General features: G+C 62.0%; 12 protein-coding genes. 3 read left to right on the top strand and 9 right to left on the bottom strand.

The window, feature by feature from the left end; translation table 11 throughout:
- Positions 1–80: 80 nt before the first annotated feature.
- Entirely contained in the window at positions 81–1,064 is a 984-nt protein-coding gene (locus GNK13_RS09035; RefSeq protein ID WP_164102187.1) for an N-acetylglucosamine kinase, read from the bottom strand.
- Between the two features lie 181 nt (positions 1,065–1,245).
- A complete protein-coding gene (gene murQ, locus GNK13_RS09030; RefSeq protein ID WP_164102186.1) occupies positions 1,246–2,133 on the bottom strand; it encodes an N-acetylmuramic acid 6-phosphate etherase in 888 nt (295 codons plus the stop codon).
- Positions 2,134–2,329: 196 nt separating this feature from the next.
- Here murQ and GNK13_RS09025 point away from each other — a divergent pair, with 196 nt between their 5' ends.
- Positions 2,330–3,871 carry a sodium:solute symporter family transporter gene (locus GNK13_RS09025; RefSeq protein ID WP_164102185.1) on the top strand — a complete coding sequence of 514 codons (1,542 nt, stop codon included), beginning with the start codon at positions 2,330–2,332 and terminating at the stop codon, positions 3,869–3,871.
- Between the two features lie 508 nt (positions 3,872–4,379).
- On the top strand, positions 4,380–6,656 hold the full coding sequence (locus GNK13_RS21705) for an exo-beta-N-acetylmuramidase NamZ domain-containing protein (RefSeq protein ID WP_164102184.1): 2,277 nt from the start codon (positions 4,380–4,382) through the stop codon (positions 6,654–6,656).
- Positions 6,657–6,851: 195 nt separating this feature from the next.
- Here the strand turns inward: GNK13_RS21705 and GNK13_RS09015 are convergent, their stop codons facing one another.
- The 7 genes from GNK13_RS09015 to GNK13_RS08985 form a co-directional block, all read right to left on the bottom strand.
- Positions 6,852–7,082: a hypothetical protein gene (locus GNK13_RS09015; protein WP_164102127.1), complete on the bottom strand. Its 231-nt coding sequence runs from the start codon at positions 7,080–7,082 to the stop codon at positions 6,852–6,854.
- Positions 7,083–7,243: 161 nt separating this feature from the next.
- Positions 7,244–8,575, bottom strand: a complete 1,332-nt coding sequence (locus GNK13_RS09010; protein ID WP_164102183.1) for a hypothetical protein — start codon at positions 8,573–8,575, stop codon at positions 7,244–7,246.
- Between the two features lie 980 nt (positions 8,576–9,555).
- Complete coding sequence (locus GNK13_RS09005; protein ID WP_164102182.1) at positions 9,556–11,094, bottom strand: YifB family Mg chelatase-like AAA ATPase; 1,539 nt, start codon at positions 11,092–11,094, stop codon at positions 9,556–9,558.
- A gap of 89 nt (positions 11,095–11,183) precedes the next feature.
- Positions 11,184–11,594 carry an Hpt domain-containing protein gene (locus GNK13_RS09000; RefSeq protein ID WP_164102181.1) on the bottom strand — a complete coding sequence of 137 codons (411 nt, stop codon included), beginning with the start codon at positions 11,592–11,594 and terminating at the stop codon, positions 11,184–11,186.
- 134 nt (positions 11,595–11,728) lie between these two features.
- Positions 11,729–13,186: a sigma-54-dependent transcriptional regulator gene (locus GNK13_RS08995; RefSeq protein WP_164102180.1), complete on the bottom strand. Its 1,458-nt coding sequence runs from the start codon at positions 13,184–13,186 to the stop codon at positions 11,729–11,731.
- Positions 13,187–13,527: 341 nt separating this feature from the next.
- On the bottom strand, positions 13,528–13,995 hold the full coding sequence (locus GNK13_RS08990; RefSeq protein ID WP_164102179.1) for a PA2169 family four-helix-bundle protein: 468 nt from the start codon (positions 13,993–13,995) through the stop codon (positions 13,528–13,530).
- 48 nt (positions 13,996–14,043) lie between these two features.
- Positions 14,044–15,903, bottom strand: a complete 1,860-nt coding sequence (locus GNK13_RS08985) for an alkaline phosphatase family protein (RefSeq protein WP_164102178.1) — start codon at positions 15,901–15,903, stop codon at positions 14,044–14,046.
- A 292-nt stretch (positions 15,904–16,195) separates the two neighbouring features.
- Here GNK13_RS08985 and GNK13_RS08980 point away from each other — a divergent pair, with 292 nt between their 5' ends.
- Entirely contained in the window at positions 16,196–16,483 is a 288-nt protein-coding gene (locus tag GNK13_RS08980) for a hypothetical protein (RefSeq protein WP_164102177.1), read from the top strand.
- Positions 16,484–16,511: the final 28 nt, after the last annotated feature.

Below are 16,511 nucleotides of genomic sequence, written 5' to 3'. Positions count from 1 at the left end.
GCGAAATGCGGCTCGAGCCGTCCCCCGGGCCCGATCGCCAACGGCTCGCACTGCGGGCTCGATCGTAGCGGCTGCCAGCGTCAGTCCAAGGTGGGGTGCAAATCGCGGAGCGACTCGGCGGCCAACCGCACCGCGCCGTCGACCGGATGGGCGACCTGCTGGCAGTGCTCGATTCGGATTCCCGCGTCGCCGGTCCGGCGCAGCACAGCCTCGCGAAGCGTCTCGTTGTGAAGGATCAACCCCCCGGCCAACGCCAAGTCGATCGGTTCGTTGGGGAAACAGCGGTGAGCGAGCGTCACCAGCATCAACGACAGCTGCTCGGCGCACTGCTCGAGCAGCCGGCGAGCGACCGTGTCCCCCGACTCGGCCAACCGGCTCACGATCCGTGCCGCCGAAGCGATCGCGTGCGACTCGAGCGTCCGGAGCTTGACGAGCCACTGCTCGGGACGCCCGCACTCGAGCCACTCCGAGAGGGCGGCGACGAGCTGGGTGGGTGTCCCCCGACCGTCGAGCGCTTGGCTCGCCGCGCGAAAAGCCGCCAACGCCAACCAGTAGGAGCTCCCCTCGTCGCCGAACAAACTGCCCCAGCCCCCACATCGCGATTGATGCCCGGCCGCATTGCGCGCATACGCCAGCGAGCCGGTCCCGGCGATCAGCGCCACGCCCACCCCCCGCCGCGTCCCGGCGGCAATCAGGCACCGGGCGTCGTGGGTGACCTGAATCTGCGGCGCCAGCCGTTCGGCGTGAGCCCAACCCTCGAACCTCTGGCGGAGCGTCTCATTTCCGGCCCCCGCCATACAGAAACAAATCGCCTGGACCCGTCGCCGCCATTCCGGATGATCGGCGAACAGCCCCTCGACCGCACCCCGAACCTCGTTGGCAATCGCGTCGAACGAAGCCAGCTGCAGATTGCTCGGTCCGGTGGTGCAGCGGTGCAGCACGCGGAGCCCCCCATCGGCTTCCACGCCAGCAAGCACCGCCTCGGTCTTCGTCCCCCCACCATCGACCCCGATCACCAGAGGACGATTCTCAGCGTCGGCCGGTTGCACGTCGGTCGGTTGCAAAGCAGTTATTCCTAGCAATGGGTTAGTCGCCGGATGCTGACCCTCGGTTTCCGAAACCGCTCGCAGAAAATCGTTTAACGGCAAGCCGCAGGCGACTGAGTTTCGACTAAGCAGTCGCCTGCGGCTTGCCGTTAAACGACGGTGCCACTCACCGCTGGGCACTGTGGGTTTCGCTATCCGCTTAGCCGATGACGCGGCGGAGGTGGCCTCCGGCCTCGGCGAGCAGCGCCCGGGCCTGCTCCGCATCGACCTGGCGGCGGTGCATGACGATCGCCGTCTTCACTTCGCCGTCGCAGTCGCCCAGCAACCGTTCGGCTTCCGCTTCCTCGAGCTCGGTCAGCCGGGCGACGATCCGCTTGGCCCGGGCGACCAGCTTGGTGTTGGTCGAGCGTAGATCGACCATATAGTTGCCATAGGTTTTCCCGAGCCGGACCATCGCTCCGGTGGTCAACATGTTGAGCACCATCTTGGTCGCCGTCCCGGCTTTCATCCGCGTCGAGCCGTTGATCACCTCCGGGCCGACGACCGGTGCGATCACCACGTCCGAGACCGACGCCAGCTCCGAAGCCGCGTTGCAGGTCAGCCCAATCGCCGGAGCACCGATCTGCTGCGCGTAACGCAACGCCCCGATTACGTAGGGGGTGCGGCCGCTGGTGGCGATCCCAACCAGCACGTCGCGGGAGGAGAACTGCAGCTTCCGCAGATCCTCGACGCCCTGCTCCGGCGAATCCTCAGCCCCTTCGATCGCCGAAGTCAGCGCGGTCGGTCCGCCGGCGATCACTCCCACCACTTGCCAAGGCTCGGAATTGAACGTCGGTGGGCATTCGCTCGCGTCGAGCACTCCCAGCCGTCCACTGGTACCTGCCCCAATGTAGACCAACCGCCCCCCCTGCCGCAGCGCCTCGGTGATCAGCTCGATCGCCGCGGCAATCGGCTCAGCCTCCTGGCCGACCGCCGCTGCCACGCCCGCGTCCTCGGCATTGATCAGCCGCACGATTTCCAGCGCCGACAGACTATCGATCTCTGCGGAGGCCGGATTGACGCTTTCGGTAGTAAGATGGTGTAACATAATTCCGCGTTCGCTGATGTCGCCCAACGGGCCCCTTCTCCAAGAGAATCAAAAACCCCCGCTCGGCGGGACCATCGCAGCCCCCACTCACCGGGAACTTAGGATCGCCGGGAGCTGAGTGAATGGCTCGATGAACTACTGATGGGCCTGCTTGCATTAAAATATAACGTCTCTCCATGCAACCACCAGAGACTGCATGTCTTTGAATCTCAATATCTCAAGCGTCGATGCCGCAATCGTACTACTGTATGTCGCGGCGACGTTGGCGATGGGAGTCTGGATCGGCCGGAGCTCAAATACTCTCAGCGGATTTTTAGTGGGCGGACGGAGCCTCCCCTGGCTCGCTGTCCTCGGATCGATCATCGCCACCGAGACGAGCGCCGTCACCTTTCTTAGCGTTCCCGGAATCACCTTCGCCGAGGATGGGAACTTCGGTTTTCTACAGCTCGCCCTCGGCTTCATCCTCGGTCGCTTCATCGTGATCGGCTGGCTGCTGCCGAGTTACTTCAAGGGCGAAATCTTTACCGCCTACGACGTGCTGCACCAGCGGTTCGGCGGCCTGACCCAGCGGACGGCTTCGCTGATCTTCCTGATCACGCGAACCGTCGCGGATGGTTTGCGTTTGTACCTCACCGGGCTGGTATTAGAAAAAGTCACGGGAATTGACACTTCGATCTGCATCGCGGCCATCGGCGCCGCAACGATCGTCTACGCCACGCTCGGGGGCATCAAGAGCGTCGTCTGGAATGACTGCATTCAGCTGATCGTCTATCTCGCCGGCGCCGTGGCCGCGATCTGGGTAATCGCCAGCGGGCTCCCCGGGGGCCTTCAAGAAATCGTCGACAGTGGCCGAGCGAGTGAAAAATTCCAGTGGATCCGGGGGAGCTTTTCGCTCGCTTCGGCGAATCTCTGGGCAGGCGTCATCGGCGGCAGCTTCATCTCGTTGGCCAGCCACGGAACCGACCAGATGATGGTCCAGCGGTTGTTGTGTGCTCGCAATCGCCGCGGCGCGGCACTCGCGCTCGGCGGCAGCGGGCCGCTGGTGTTCCTCCAGTTCGCACTGTTCCTGTTCGTGGGCGTTGCCCTTGCCGCCCATTATCAGCACCTGGGGACCGAGGTGACGCTCGAGAAAGACGAAGTGTTTGCTCGCTTCATCGTCGATGTAATGCCGATGGGGCTGTGCGGATTGACGCTCGCCGCCGTGTTCAGCGTCGCCATGTCGACCCTCTCCAGCTCCCTCAGCAGCAGTGCTTCGGCAGTCGTCAACGATTTCCTCAAACCGCGCTACGAGCGACAGCGACCTTCCTCCCACCTGGTCGACCGCGACTCGGTCGAAGGCAATACCTGGCTCGACCGGCGGCTCACCCGAGCCAGCCGCCTCTGGACCGCGATCTTCGGCGGCTGCCAAATCCTGGTGGGGGTGATCGTCGTCAACAGCCCCAGCCTGGCCTCCAAATCGGTCGTCAACCAAGTGATCACGGTCGCCGCCCTGACCTCGGGATTGGTGCTCGGCGTCTTCATTCTCGGGCATGCCCGGCGGCGATTCGCCGAGCGCTCGATCCTGATCGCGATGCTCTCCGGCTTTTTTGTCACCGTCCTTTGCATCATGCCCCCTCCCGAAGCCGCCTGGGCAGTCCATGGCTGGTGGGCCGCGGTGATCGCCAGCGGTACGACCTTCGTCGTCGCCTGGGCGGTCGACCTCGCCTTTCCAGCCCCAGCCCCCTCGCCCGAGCCGTAGGCGCTAGCCTCGGGCCGTCTTTTGAGCCGCAGGCGCTAGCCTCGGGCCGTCTTTTGAGCCGTAGGCGCTAGCCTCGGGCCGTCTCTTGAGCCGTAGGCGCTAGCCTCGGGCCTCGCAGCCCCGGGATTTCCGCTGCAGCGCCCGCGGCTAGCGCCGTCGGCTCAGGGATTTCTGACAGAGCCTAGCTCGGGCCGTCTCTTGAGCCGTAGGCGCTAGCCTCGGGCCTCGCAGCCCCGGGATTTCCGCTGCAGCACCCGCGGCTAGCGCCGTCGGCTCAGGGTTTTCTGACAGAGCCTGGAATCCACCCTAGACTTCGAATCCGCGTCTCGACCGACTAACATCAGGGTCCGTCTGCATCCACCATCTCTGCGCAAGCATTAGAATAATGAATAGCTACTTCCGTATTTTTCTTCTCAGTTCCCTCTCTCTTTTCCTAGCAGCCGAGAGCTCCGCTGCGGAACCAGCGTCCCCGCAAGCAGCGGCGAGCTCGAAACCGACCAAGCTACCGGTGGCTACCGACGCCAAGGGTATCGATACCACTTCGCTTGAAGCGATCGACGGACTCGTCGAACAAGCCCTCGAAGAGGAAAAGATGCCGGGAGCGGTGGTCATGATCGGCCACGCCGGAGAGATCGTCTTTCACCGAGCCTATGGACACCGCCAGCTCCAACCGGAACGGCTGCCGATGAAGCCGGATACGGTGTTCGACATGGCATCGATCACCAAACCGGTCGCCACGGCAACGAGCGTGATGATCCTTCGCGACCGGGGAGAGATCTGCTTGCATGATAAGGTCAGCAAACACCTTCCCGAGTTTGCTGCCAATGAGAAACAAGACATCACCATCGAACAACTGCTTCTACATGTCGGTGGCATGATCCCGGATAACTCACTCTCGGAATACAAGGAAGGTCGAGACAAGGCGGTCGAGAACCTCTTGAATATTGGTTTGAATTATGAACCTGGAAAGCGTTTTCGTTATTCCGATGTCGGCTTTCAGATTCTGGGTGAACTCGTCCATCGCGTGACGGGGAAAACCGTGCATGAGTTTTCCCAAGAGGCAATCTTTCAACCGTTAGGAATGCAAGAAACCGGCTACCTCCCGCCGGAAAAATTGCAGGAGCGGGCGGCGACGACCGAGCAGCGTGAGGGGCGATGGATGCGGGGCGAAGTCCACGACCCGCGGGCTTACGCCATGGACGGTATCGCTGGTCACGCCGGCCTGTTCAGCACCGCGACTGACCTGGCGGTTTACGCGCAGATGATGATCAACCAGGGAGCGTACGGCGGAGTCTCGATCCTCAGTCCAGCTACCGTGCGGACGATGACCGCCGGCTACAGCGTGCCCCAGGGCCAGCGCGGCCTGGGATGGGACAAACGTTCGGGCTACTCGTCCAATCGCGGGGCCACGATGAGTCCCTCGGCGTTTGGCCACGGCGGTTTTACCGGCACCGCAATGTGGATCGATCCCGAGCTCGAGCTGTTCGTGATTTTCCTCAGCAATCGCGTGCATCCCAACGGCAAGGGAAGCGTCAATCCGCTGGCCGGAGCGATTGGCACGATCGCCGCTGACGCCGTGCTGGCTGCTGGCGACGAAGACGCCCAAGCCGTGAAGCCCGTGAAGCCCGAGAACAAGACTGGCAAGCCCGACACCGAGCCGGTGCTGTGCGGCGTCGATGTGCTCGAGCGTGATGGCGCCGAGCTGCTCCGCGGGCGCAAGATCGGTCTGATCACCAACCACACCGGCGTGACCCGCAGCGGCAAGACCACTGGCGAGTTCCTGGCCAAAGCCCCTGCGGTCAACCTGGTCGCACTCTTTAGCCCCGAACACGGCTTTGCCGGCAAGCTCGACCAATCCGATATCGGCGACACGATCGATCCGGTCACTGGAGTGAAAGTCTTCAGCCTTTACGGAGCCTCGCGGAAACCCACTGACGAGTCGCTCGAGGGAATCGATACCCTGGTCTTCGATATTCAAGATATCGGAACCCGCTTTTACACCTATATCTCCACGATGGGCGGTGCCATGGAAGTCGCCGCGGAAAAGGGGATTCGGTTCGTCGTCCTCGATCGCCCCAACCCGATCAACGGCGTCGACATCGCCGGCCCGGTCCTCGACGAAGGCGAGCAGACTTTCGTCGGTTACCACACCCTGCCGGTGCGGCATGGGATGACCACCGGCGAACTGGCCAAGATGCTCAAGAGCGAAAAGTATCCCGAGCTGGACCTGCAAGTCATCGAGTGTGAGGGCTGGCAGCGCGACGAATATTTCGATGCGACGGGGCTCTACTGGATCAATCCCTCGCCCAATATGCGGAACTTGAATCAGGCGATTCTCTATCCCGGCATCGGCCTGCTCGAATACACCAATCTCTCGGTCGGTCGGGGCACCGATACCCCGTTCGAGCACATCGGCGCCCCCTGGATCGATGCGGGAAAACTGGCCAGCGACTTAAATGCGCTCGACCTGCCGGGCGTCACCTTCATTCCGGAACGGTTCACGCCGGAGAGCAGCAAGTATGAGGGAGAGGTGTGTGAGGGGATTCAAATCCTGATCACCGACCGGGAGCAGATCGAACCGTTGCAAGTCGGATTCGCCATCGCGCTCGCCCTGCACCGGGATTACCCTGAAGACTGGGACATGAAGCCGTATGCAAGGCTTTTGAACTCGTCGAAAACCTACCAAGCGATCGACGAACTCCAATCGCTCGAGCAAGTCCGAGAAGTCGCCGCCCAAGGCATGAAAGAATTCAAACAGCGTCGAGACAAGCACTTGCTCTACTAAGCCGCGCCTCACCCGCAGCCCGAAGGGCGGAAACAGACCAGCCCAGGGCAAAGCAACGCGGCGAAGCCGCAGAGCGCCGCGTTTGGATTTGCTGCATCAAGCTCCGCCTCGCCTGCAGCCTTGAACAGCTAATCAAGCTACTAAAAAGCAATCGCGAGGCTACTGTGCCAGCGAAAGGTGGAGTTGGAATGCTCCTCAAATCCTGATCCAGCGGTTATGAAAGTCTGAAGCCAGTTCCGGCTGGAGGATTTTCACTTGAGCAAGAAACCAAGACGGCACACGCCCGAGCGGATCGTCAAGAAGCTGCGGGACGCCGATACGATGCTGGCCGCCGGCAAGAGTGTCGGCGAGGCTCGCCAGCAACGGAATGGAAAACGAAGTCGAAAAAGCAAAACGCCCGCGGCCGATCACCAGTAACGTCGCCACCCCCGCACCGGAAGCAGAAGATGTGCATGACGCTGTTTTCGAGTTCAAGACCGACGAGGCACGAGGGAAGCAGAGCTCACTTGTGTACCCTACTTGGCTCGGAGGCGGTGGACTTACGCTGAACTACTTTCTAACAATTGACTCCATTCAGTCGCCCCGCGCTATTCATTTCGCAGCCCCTTATCTATGCCACCGGACGTTCCAATCAGACTTTCGACATCGCTGACGAGATTATTGCCGGTCACTTGCTTGTAGCGTTTCTGAAAGTCTACGTCGCCGAACACTTCCACCGCGACAGCAGGGAAGATGCTGAGACTCACTTTCTCGTTAGGCCTAGTTTCGATCAACGTGACCATATGGTTCATCGCCTGATCTTTTTTGTCGTTCAAATAAGCCTCGATGAATGCGGCCGTGTGCGAGCGTCCCGCCAAACTTTTGCCCTCGCCTTGCACAAACGCATCGAACACTCGCCGAGATTCCTCCATTTTCCCAAGTTGCCTTAGGGCACTGCATTCATTGACGAAAATGGAATAATCACTGCCACTTTCGTCACTCTCTGCAATTTTTGTTCGGTAGAACTCGCCAATAAAGGCGCCTAGATCGTATTCGCGGTTATAAATTAGATCCTTCTGTAGCGTCGCGAGCGTGAATGTCGCCTGGCCACTATCCGCTCCCTCGCCGGGCAGAAATTTGCGCCAGACCAATTGCGTTAGTACGACCCCAAGTTGCACTATGGCCCGCTGCGCTTCCCTGAGGTAACTGCTGTCGCAAGGAATGATTTCGCCGGTTTTCATGCCATGCGTAGACATTCCGCGTGCTTTTCGCTGCTCCAAATGCGCAGGCGACACCAGACCGTTGTGGTGGACAAACCTATTCCTGCGGTCGTTTACCTCCAAATATACCTTAAAACATGGCATCTCCTCAATCGCCACGTTTAGGTGGCGAGTGAACCAACGAATATCAGCTTCAGGACCCCCTGAGGTGCGCTTGCGAACGAAGCGCTCAATCTGGTCGTTCTTCGCCTCCTCGATGGAAGCGTAACTCAACAATTGCTCGAAAGTGATCTCTCCCCTGCGGTCTTCCCTCACGAGATCAGGCTTTACCTTAAGCATCCAACCTATCAGCGTGCCCTGCAGGCATTCCATTTGACTGACGAGCGCAACCAGCAGCGTCCGCGGCAGTGCGTCTACTGCGCCATAGTAAGTTGCGATACGTTGGGTCGCGGAATAGGCCTCGTGGTGTGCCGCACTTACGACAAATTCATCCGCTCCCTTGCTCATCAACTCGGTCAGTGTCTTGTATGCGTGTCCGGCTTGCTCCTGTGACGATCGCCCAAGGTCGTCCAATGCATTTAGTATGTCATCTACAGGCCTAACGACTGCGTCTACTGACCAGTAGAAATCGAAGCTTAGCCGGCTCATCTCATTGCAAAAACTGCTGGAACTCGCCTTCATAGTCTTATGCAATACCTCTCGTATCTGATCGTATTTCATAACTAGCACGCCGTCGCGATTTCAGCGAAGTAAACAACAAGACCATGTGAATGACAAAGAGGAAACGTCACCACATGGAACAGGGAAGAAAGCAAGAAGCCGTTGCGGCAGTCGCCTGGGAGGACGCACCCCACACATCCCCTCCGGTTACCGCAGCAGGAGCTACAGAGCTGGAAACATAGAGAGAGACGGGGGATTTGGAGCTATGACACGCAATCGGGTCACCGACCCCTCACCCTCTGATTGTCCCGGCACAGCCTGCATCGGGCAACCCGGTAGAGGGAGATGTGGAAAATGAGCCTACACCCACACCCAGCCGGTTTGGCCCGGCGTATCTCGGAGCCTTTCTGGCTCGAACACTGTGGAGCACCAACGACAGGCCATTTTCTGCGATCGTCGTAGACACCTCGCATAGGATGAGACTGCCGTAGCGTCAGTTGGAATGCACTTCGGAGGTGGGTAGTGCTTGGGATATCATTTCGACACGAATGAGATCTCCGCAGAACCCTCCCCGGGCCTGGGCTGATGAAAATGCCCAGTTCTGGGCGAAGTGGAGAGGGTACAGGGTTAGAAACTGCTACGGCTGGCGACAGCGAGGCATTCTGCTCAAGTCTTCCCGCCCCGCAGGGGCCCAAACAATCCAGCCCAGGGCACAGCGCCGCGGCAACGCCGCAGAGCGACGCCCTGGGTCACGCGTGTCCCGCACACCCACAACAGCCCTGAAAGGGCGAAACACACCTCCACGCAACGCGTCCGAGCCTGTGTCGCCCCTTCAGGGCTTCACGCACTGGTGCGCTCCGATACCCAGGGCGGCGCTCTGCGGCTTCGCCGCGACGCTGTGCCCTGGGCTGTTCTGTTTGAGCCCTTCGGGCTGAGGGTAAAGTGCCGCGCAGAATCATCTAGCTTCCCAAACATTTTCATCAGCCCTCCCCGGGCCTGAGAGCCCGACTTTCCCGCAGGCGGGAGGGTGATGGAAACTTCTACGTCCAGATGTTGGCGTCGAGGCTGCGGTAGTTGATCGCTTCGTTGAGGTGGACGAGGGAGATTTCGTCGGCGCCGTCGATGTCGGCGATCGTGCGGGCGACGCGGAGGATTTTGTCGTGCGCCCGGGCCGAAAGCCCCCGCTCCTCGACGCTGTCGCGAAGCTGGTTTTTTGACGCGTCGTCGAGCGGGCAGTAGCGACGGACTTCGCGCGATGACATCTGCGCGTTGTAGCTGGTCAGCTGCTCGGCAAACCGTTTCGACTGGGCGACGCGAGCCCGCAGCACGTCGTCGCGCATCTTTTGACTGTCGGTTCCGGTTCCCGTTCCCGCCAGCTCCTCGAACGGCACCGCCGGAACTTCGATATGGATGTCGATCCGATCGAGCAGCGGCCCCGAAATCTTATTGACGTACTTTTCGATCTGCGGCAGCGTGCAGTTGCAGGTCCTGCGGGCGTCTCCCCGATACCCGCAGGGGCAGGGATTGGCGGCGGCGATCAGCATGAAATCGGCGGGAAAGGTCGTGCTCCGAAGGGCGCGGGAGATCGTGACCACGCCATCCTCGAGCGGCTGTCGCATGACTTCGAGCGTCTTGCGATTGAACTCGGGAAGTTCGTCGAGAAACAGGATCCCGTGGTGGGCTTTGGAGATTTCGCCAGGCCCGGGCGGGCTGCCGCCACCGACCAGCCCCGCGTCGCTGATCGTATGGTGGGGGCTGCGAAAAGGACGCGTCGCCAGCAGCGGTTGGCCGGGGGTGAGCTGCCCGAGCGCGCTGTAGATCCGCGTCGTCTCGAGCGACTCGGCCGCCGTCAGCTCCGGCAGGATCGTCGGCAGCCGTTTGGCCAACATCGTCTTCCCGCTCCCCGGCGGACCGATCATCAGCAGGTTGTGCATCCCGGCGGCGGCGAGGGTCAGGGCGCGCTTGGCCATCTCTTGCCCGCGGACGTCTCCGAAGTCGAGCTCATAAGTGCTCAGCTCCGCAAACCATTCTTCGAGTCGGCTCGGAGCGGGGTCGATGTGCAGCGATCCGGAGAAGAACCCGACCGCCTGGGCGAGCGTCTCGACGGGAATCACATCGAGCCCTTCGACGACCGCCGCCTCCTGAGCACTCGCTGCCGGGACGACGATCCCCCGCAGCCCCTCCTGAGCCGCCGCGGCCATCGCCATCGAGAGAGCACCTTTGACCGGCCGCGTGTAACCCTCGAGCGCGAGCTCACCGACGACCGCATAATGCTCGAGCCGATCGGAAGCGAATTGACCGCTGCCGGCGAGCACCCCCAGGGCCACCGGCAGATCGAACGACGGAGCCTGCTTGGGAAGATCGCCCGGAGCGAGGTTGATCACCACGCGGTCCTGCGGACGGACGAAGCCGCTGTTGACGATCGCCCGCTCGACCCGATGGGTGCTCTCGCGAACCGCCGCTTCGGGAAGTCCGACCAGGATCGTCTTGGGAAGAGCCGCGGGCGAAAGATCGACTTCGACCTCCACCGGCAGCGCGTCGATCCCCAGCAGCGTGTATGTTCTCAGGCGAGCGAGCATAACCAAGACCCCTGCGTGGAACGTGGTCCAGCAAAGCGTCTGAACCACTGAACAGCCAGGGGACTATAGATCGCCCGCAAGAGGGAGCGTTAGCCGCGGCCGCGGGTATCCACCAACCGGTGAACGCTTCGCAGCAGCTCGGTCATCGCCGCGTTCGTCTCTGGGCGAAGTTCGCGGATCGTCGCTTCGTCGCCAGCCCGGGTGGCGTCGACGAGATCTTGCAGGAGCTGGCCGGCGCGGGAATCGTCAAAGGTCACGACGAGACCTTTCAACTTGTGGGCCGTGAACGACATTTCCTCCCAGTCCCCGCCGCGATCCCACTGGGCATTGAGCTGGGCGATCAGAGGGGGAGCATCGGCCAAAAAGTACTGCGCCATCTCGCGAAGCAGTTCCACGTCACCGTCAAGACGCTCCAGGGCGCCAGAGAAGTTCGCGACGGCCGAATTCGGCGGGTAGGGCGTCGGTGACATGTAAGATCCGTCGGTCATAAAAGTACTCATCACGTGAGTCCCTGCTGCGAGCGGGTCGGGTGAACCCAGCGGCCTCACCAATCGGCGGCCTCACCAATCAGCGGGACTGATCGAGGCGCTGCGGCCCCAGCGGCAAAGCGAAGGGGGGCTCGCGGTCGGCTCGATCAGCTGAGTGACACTTTGCGGTCGATCTGGATGTCGTACGCAGCGATCCGGTCGCGGATCTTGCCGCGAGTGATCCCCAAGATCTCAGCCGCCTGCGACTGGTTGCCTTCGGTTTCACCGAGCACTCGAGAAAGCAAATAGCGTTCCACGTACTCGATCGTCTCGGCATACATGTTCGTCGAGCCGCTGCGAAACCGCTCGTCGATGAACCGCGAAAGGTCGGATTCGTGGTCCAATTCGGGCGTTTTAGGGGCTTTCGGCTTCTTTTCCAGATGCTGAATTTCTTCCGGCAGCGCTTCGGGCAGAATCGCGGGTCCGGTCGTGTTGAGCGTTGCCCGGCGAATCACCGCCTGCAGCTGCCGGACGTTTCCCGGCCAGTCGAAGGCGCACAACAACTCAGTCGCTTCGGCCGAAATTCCTTCGAGCTCCGGCTTTTTAAGGTCGATTTTGGCTCGCTTGAGGAAGTAGTGCAGCAAATCGGGGATGTCACCGACGCGATCGCGAAGCGGCGGCAGATTGATCGTGACCCCGTTCAATCGGTACAGCAGGTCTTCGCGGAACTCCCCTTCCTCGACCATCGTCTCCAGGTCGCGGTTGGTGGCGGTGATCAGCCGCACGTCGGTCTTCAGCAGCTTGGTGCCGCCGACCCGCTCGAAGTGCTGTTCCTGCAGGACCCGCAGCACCTTGGCCTGGACCGTCGGCGACATGTCGCCGATCTCGTCCAACAGCAGCGTCCCTCCGTTGCACTGCTCGAACTTCCCGATCCGGCGGTTCTCGGCCCCGGTGAAGGCTCCCTTTTCGTGCCCAAACAGTTCGCTTTCGAGCAGGTTTTCCGGAAGCGCAGCGCAGTTGACCGCCAAAAAAGGAGCATCCGAGCGGTCGCCGTACTGGACCAGCGCCCGAGCGACCAATTCCTTGCCCGTGCCACTCTCGCCCCGCACCAGCACCGTCACGTTCTGCTTGGCGACGCGGCCGATCGCTTTGAAAACTTCCAGCATCTGCGGGCTGCGGCCCACAAACAACTCGCCCTTTGAGGAGGGTCCCGTTTCGTCGGCGGCGATTGCCACCGGCGTGCTGACCATCCGCCGCGTGGTGATCGCTCGATTGACCAGCTCCACCAGCGCCTGCACCCGCAACGGCTTGCCCACGTAGTCGTAGGCTCCGAGCTGCATCGCTTCGATCGCCGTTTCACTGCCGGCATCGACGGTGATGAAAATCACCGGCAACCGGTTGTCCAATTCGTGGATCTGGCAAAACAGCGCTAGTCCGTTGGTGTCGGGCAGCTGGATGTCGAGCAGCACCACGTCGGGCGATTTCTCGGCTACCAGGCGAAGCCCCTCCTGGGCTGTCGTCGCCGAGAGCACCTCCGCGATGTCCGCAAGTGACTTTTGCACCAACAAATGCACCGATCGATCGTCGTCGACGACGAGGATCTTCGCGAGCTGTGTGTGTTCCATCGGGATCCGAAAAGGGAGGTAGCGATCACAGAGCGGAGGACGGAGCCGGACGGCTGGCTTCGGTACAGAAAATGATAACAGCTGGAAGGGCTGAAAAAACAGGCATGATGGCCATCAGCGGGGTTTCGACGCGGCCCCATGAGCGGCCACAGCGGTCCAGCCGATCCGATCCAGTGATCCCACAGCGTCCCCTTCTCCCAGAGAAAGTTCTCCCCCACTACGCCTCCCGCGGCTTCGAAGATCGGCTCGGAGCCCAAAAAAAACCGCCAATCCACGACCCGTTGCGGTGGGAGGTGGATTGGCGGTGTCGTTAACTTTCGCTGCTGAGCAATTTCAGCAACTTACTTGCGAGTACTGTCGCGGAGGTCGCGAATCCGATCGTGGATTTTCTTGACCGCCGCGTACTGCCGCTGAAGCACGTCGTTGACGGCGCTTCCGGCGGTCCGCTTGAGCACGTCTTCGTAGGCTGCCTTGATGTGATCCTCGCCTCGTTCGGCTTCGGCCAACACGGCGTGCACGTCGTCGCTTGAGATCGAGTCGCGGATCGCGATCCAGCTGCGGTGCACGGCTGCGGCGAGCGACCCCTTGCGCTGCGGGTCTTGATCATTGAGCGACACGTAATGCTGCAGCTCGGCCGCTTGCCGGGCCCGCTCCTCTGCCGCCTCGCGGAACATCGTCGCGATCGGCGAATCCTTGAGTTGCTCCGCCGAATAGCGCAGCCCGTCGCGGCTGTCGATATTCATCTGCGTCAGTTCCTGAAGCGCGTCGACCGTCTCGGGTGCCAGCGTATGTGCAGTTTCCAGCGACATCGGATTGTCCTCTCGGGGAAGTTGGTTCGATAAATCAGCCCAGGTGCCTTACGGGTTGCAAGTGATGTGCCGGGTCCCCGTCATCTCCCCCAAGCCGCCATCGCCGATCCCCAGAGCCTGCAGGCAAAGGGGCACCACGTCGACAGAAGCGACGCGCTCGGGAATCGTCTGCGGCAGCCCGAGCACGAGCAGCGCCGCGTCGGAGTCCTCCCAGTTGAGCCCTCCGTGGCTGCCGCCGGGATGGGTACTCGTTTCAGAAGTCTTGAATTCACACCCCAGCCGGGCCGTGGCCCAGACCGGCGAAGAGCCGGCCGGAAAGCAGTGGGCGATCCGCTCCAAGGCGTTTGGGTAATTGCCACAGGCCAGCTGCCGCTCCTGGCCGCTCGCCCCCGCGGCGGCGGCACCTGAGGCCGAGCCCTCCCCTCCCGAGTCCCCCCCTCCCGAGTCGCTGTCGGCGAGCGATAAATCGAGCGCCCGCCAGTCCCCTTCGACCCGCCAGCGGTTTCCCCGCTCGTCCCGGACTACCTCGCCCCGTCCCGCGGCTGCTCCTGATTCGGCTGCTGAATGGGCCTCGGCCCGGGCGAAGCGGAACTGGCCGCGGTCCGCCGTCTTAACGCAGTACCACCGCGGGCCATCCGCACTGCTCCCCGCACTGCTCCCCGCACTGCTCCCCGCACTGCTCCCCGCACTGCCGTCCGCAGCCGGGCGATCGTGGCTGGCGAGCTCTTCCCAAAGCACTTGATCGACCCGTTTGTCGGCGAGCAATCGGGTGACGATCTCCTTCCTCAGCTGGACGTCCTCGGGCTCTCGCTGGTAGACCGCCGCGGCCCGCATGTTGGGACAGATATAGATCCGCTCCCCCTCCTGCCAATTTCCCGCCGCGTCGGCGATGCCCAGTCCATCGAGGAGTTCCTCGAGCTCCACTCCCCGCTCGAGCGGATCGTCGGCCGTGCGGCTCTGGGCGTGATCGCCGACGATCAGGAGCGAGTACGCTTCGCGGAATTTCTTCCAGCCTCCCAGGCACCGCACGAAGCGGCCGAGAAATTCGTCGAAGGGGCGGATTGCGGTCTCCAGGGCGCGGCGGGGCCCTTTCCCGTGGCTTTCGTAGTCGTTGTTGGGAAAGTACGCCAAGGTGAAGTCGGGGAGGCAGTCCTGCTTGGCCATCTCCATCAACCGCCCCATCGTGGTGGCGTCGTCAAACCCATAGCGATGCCACAATCCCCAGCGGTTCCAGCGCGGCGGACGCATCGACCGCGGCCAGGTGGTGACGAAATCGCCGAGCAACAAGACCTCGGGGCCGCGGGTCGAACCCGAGAGCCGCCCGGCCAGAGCCCGCAAGCTCCAGGGAGTCGCTCGGTGGTGCAGATGGTCGCCGTGGAACCACATGTAATTGACGCAGCCCGAACTCAAACCTTCCGCTTCGACGCGTTCGAAAATCGTTGGGGCGTCGAGACGCTGGGCATTCAGACGCTCGCCAAAGTCGACCAAGTAGCGGTGCAGCCCGCGTTTGCGGACCAGCTCGAAATCGTCCCCGAAATAGGCCATTTCTCCGCTCGATTGATCGATCCAGTAGGCCCCTTCGACGCGGTGCTCCTGCGGATAGGCCCCGGTGGCCAGCGTGCAGGTGGCAGCGGGCGTGATCGACGGAAAAATGGAGGTGCAGCGGACCAGCTGCCCTCCCTCCTCAAGCAACTCGGCCAAGTGCGGCAAGCGAGCGTCCGCGATCGCCTCGCGGATGTAGGCCTCGGCCAGCGCGTCGACCACGAACAACAGGCACCGCCGTCGAGGTTTTCCCGCGGCAGCTTTCCCGTCCGCCTGGAGCTCGCGGGCGACCTCGTGATCGGACCCATCGCGGGCAGAACCGTTCGAGGCGGAACCGTTCGAGTGGGAGACCGTGGAGCTCGTCATGCAGGCTTTCTCCTATTCGCAGTCCGAGTGGCAAGTTGAGCTGATGCGTTGAGCCGATGAGACGTACAGCCCCAGCCAACGAACCAGCATTTGGTACGCCAGTTGCGAAGTTTTTCTTCCGGCAGAGGCGAGCCAAGACTTTTGCTAAGGCTTCACGGGGACTCCCCTGAGCCTTCGCTAAGCCTTTACTGAAGGCTTTCGCACTCGCCCGTCTGCCGCCGAACGTGGCACCACCGGTTGCGAAGACGCACCGGCTGCCCCTCAGAAAGAACTCGTAAGCAGGGTCGTTGCGATGACATCGCTCAAGGAATCAGGCCGCGGCGCGGAGTATGAAAACGTGAAACCCGAATCCGCTGCAGGGCGGGAAGGAGCGCTTCGTCGCGGCTCGGACGGAGTCGGCAACGAGCCTGCGGAGAAGCACGGCATGGCCGAGACAGTCCAGGAGTCGGCGGTCTCGCATGATAAGCCGATGGAGCGGAAAGCGCCGCAGGCTCCGTTCGCCTTGGTGGGCCTCGCCTACCTCGCCGTGCTCGCCGTGATCGGCTTGCTGATCGGCATCGTGCTGTTCGCCCTCAGCTGAGCGGCGATCGGGATTGACGCTTTCCGTG

This window comes from Candidatus Laterigemmans baculatus (assembly GCF_010367455.1).
Classification (GTDB): Bacteria; Planctomycetota; Planctomycetia; order Pirellulales; family Pirellulaceae; genus Laterigemmans; species Laterigemmans baculatus.
The sequence above is the reverse complement of the archived record's forward strand: the minus strand, read 5'-3'. Positions and strand labels throughout refer to the sequence as shown.